Source organism: Caballeronia sp. (assembly GCF_049581465.1).
In the GTDB taxonomy this organism is placed as follows: domain Bacteria; phylum Pseudomonadota; class Gammaproteobacteria; order Burkholderiales; family Burkholderiaceae; genus Caballeronia.
Genome location: NZ_JBAUSA010000444.1, coordinates 1 through 2,678, shown reverse-complemented (window position 1 = coordinate 2,678; position 2,678 = coordinate 1). Strand labels below are relative to the sequence as shown.

The following is a 2,678-nucleotide window of genomic DNA, read 5'->3' as shown; positions in this document are numbered from 1 at the left end:
GTCCAGCTCAGGCTTCCAATTGTTCGAGGACCTTGCCCTTGGTTTCAATGCCCAGAAAATGCACCGCGAGCGCGGCCAGCATCGGTACTGCGGCGAGCAGGTAGAACGCCGTATCGAGATGGCCGCTCGCCAGTGTCTTCCCAACCAGGGCCGGCGCGAAGATCGCCGCCACCTTGAGCCACGCGCCACCAAGGCCGCAGCCGAACGCGCGGATACTAGTTGGATACAACTCTGGCGTATAGACATAGGCCGTGATGAAGCCGCACGCCATGAACCCAAGCGCGAACGCACAACATGTGGCGACAACGTACACCGACTGTGCATGGAACACGCCAGCAAGTGCCAGTGAGATCGCGCACAACACAAACGACACGTTGATCACCGGCTTGCGGCCGACCTTGTCAACAATCAGCGCGCAAATCAGCGAGCCGAGCACGCCGAGGACCGATGCCGCGACGGCAAGGTTCAACGCCAGTTGCAGCGGGGCACGATAGACGGTCTCGTAGATCGTTGGCAGCCAGGTCGAAAGGCCGTATTGGATCACACCGGCGGTCATCCACAGCAGGGCCACGGCGATCGTGCGCTTCAGGTACGCCGGGCTGATCACGTCGAGCCGGCGACGCTTCGGGTGACGGTGCGCCATCGATTCGTATTCGGCGAGATTCGTCAGCGCGGGCAGCGGTCCTTTCACGCTCGCTTCGAAGGCGTTTAGCGCGCGGTCGGCATCGGCCATCCGCGCGCGTTCGCCAAGCCAGCGCGGCGATTCGGGTACCAGCTTGCGCAAGAGGAAAAACAGCACGAGCGGCGCTCCGCCGATCAAGTACATCACTTGCCAGCCAAAGCGCGGAACGATCCACGCGCCGAGCGCATTCGACGCGAGCAGGCCGATCGGAAAAACGATTTCATATAGCAGCACGAAGCGTCCGCGTCCGTGGGCGCGCGTGATCTCGTTGATGTAGGTCGCGGCCACCGGCAGCTCGCCACCGAGTCCGAGACCCTGCACGATCCGTAGCGCGACGAACACGGCGAAGGTCGGCGCGAACCCGCACGCGATACTTGTCACGCCAATAATCGCGGAACTCCATGCGATCGAACGCACCCGACCGAAGCGCTCCGCCAGAGACGGAAACAGGAAAGCACCGATCAACTGGCCAATCGAACCGGAAGCGATCAGGAAGCCGACCTGGCCCGGCGTAAGCCCCCATTTCTGGATCAGCAGCGGCAGCGTAGCGGCGATGGTGATAACGTCGAAGCCGTCGAAGAAGGTCGCGGCGCCAATCAGCAGCCGCGCGCGCACCTGCAAGGCATTGGCCGGCAAGCGCTCGATACGCGCGATGATCGATCCTTTGGTCACTGCGCCCGAGACACTGGTGCCGCCCTGCCCTGCGATGGTATTGACGATAGTTCTCATGCTTGTATCCTGTTCCGGTTCCGGATGTTTCACGCGAGCGCCTTGCCGGCATCGACGAGCGTCGCGACATCAACCTCGCGCCCCTGGCTCATCCATTTGCGCGCGAGCTTGAGATCGCGCGGCGTGTTGACCGCGATAACGCCGCGAATCGTGCCGCCAGCAAGAAAGAAAAAGGTCGCGCGCTTCGCCTGCAAATCGCCACGAATCACGGGTTCGACACCCGCTGGAATGTCACCGAGAATCTGCAGGTTGATGTCGTACTGATCCGACCAGAACCAGGGGATCTCCGCGTAGGGCTCGCGCGTGCCCATAAGCGCGCGTGCAGTAGCGATAGCCTGGTTTTGCGCGTTGGCCCACGATTCGAGCCTCACGCGACGCTTGAGCCAGGCGTTCGGATGGTTCGATACATCGCCGCAAGCGAAGATGAACGGGTCCGACGTCGCCCCAAATTCATCGACCACGATGCCGTCGTTCACGTCGAGTCCGGCCTCTTGTGCGAGTGACGTATGAGGTGTGAGACCAATCCCCGCGACCGCGAAATCCGCATCGAGCGTGCGGCCGTCCGCGAACGTGGCGCGCACGCCTTGCTCGTGATCGTCCAGCGCGACGAGCACTGCATCGAGCCTTACATCGACGCCATTCGAGCGATGCAACTCCAGCAGGAAATCCGACATCTCGTGCGGCAACGAGCGGCCACACAGACGCGATGCTCCTTCGATAACCGTTACCTCCACACCCAGCTTGCGCGCCGTCGCCGCCACCTCGAGGCCGATCCAGCCGCCGCCGATAACGAGCACACGCTCACTTTTTCGCAGTCTAGCACCAAGCGACACCGCGTCGTCGAGCGTACGCAGATAGGCAATGTGCGAGGTCTTCGCGAGCGACTCAGGCAAGCGCCGCGCGGCACCGCCGGTTGCGATCACGAGCCGGTCATAGCGCACCTCGCGGCCCTGCGACGTCCGCACGATCCGTTGTTCGCGATCGATCGACACCGCGCAATCCGGCTGCCATGCCTCGACGTTCAGACCCGCGAAGTCGTCCGGTGAAACGAGCCGAACCGTGTCGATATCGGCATCGCCGGAAAGCACCGCCTTCGAGAGCGGCGGCCGCTCATAAGGTAAGTGAACCTCGTCGGCGATCATCACAAGCCGCCCCGTAAAGCCGTCCTTGCGCAGCGTCTTGACGATCCATCCCGCCGCCTGTCCGCCGCCGATCACCACAACCGTATGCGGCTCGCCCAATACCAGATCGTCAGCCATTCTTGCGC

The 2,678-nt window shown here is 62.8% G+C and carries 2 protein-coding genes; both read right to left on the bottom strand.

The features are described 5' to 3' along the window. Positions 1 to 7: 7 nt before the first annotated feature. The gene (locus tag WCA53_RS11040; protein WP_423909188.1) at positions 8 to 1,411 is read right to left on the bottom strand and encodes an MFS transporter; all 1,404 of its coding nucleotides are present in this window, start codon (positions 1,409 to 1,411) and stop codon (positions 8 to 10) included. Between the two features lie 29 nt (positions 1,412 to 1,440). After that, positions 1,441 to 2,670, bottom strand: a complete 1,230-nt coding sequence (locus WCA53_RS11035) for an NAD(P)/FAD-dependent oxidoreductase (RefSeq protein WP_423909191.1) — start codon at positions 2,668 to 2,670, stop codon at positions 1,441 to 1,443. Positions 2,671 to 2,678: the final 8 nt, after the last annotated feature.

Coding starts and splice junctions, on each gene's coding strand:
- WCA53_RS11040 (WP_423909188.1), bottom strand. CDS start 1,411: ATGAGAACTATCGTCAATACCATCGCAGGGCAGGGCGGCACCAGTGTC.
- WCA53_RS11035 (WP_423909191.1), bottom strand. CDS start 2,670: ATGGCTGACGATCTGGTATTGGGCGAGCCGCATACGGTTGTGGTGATC.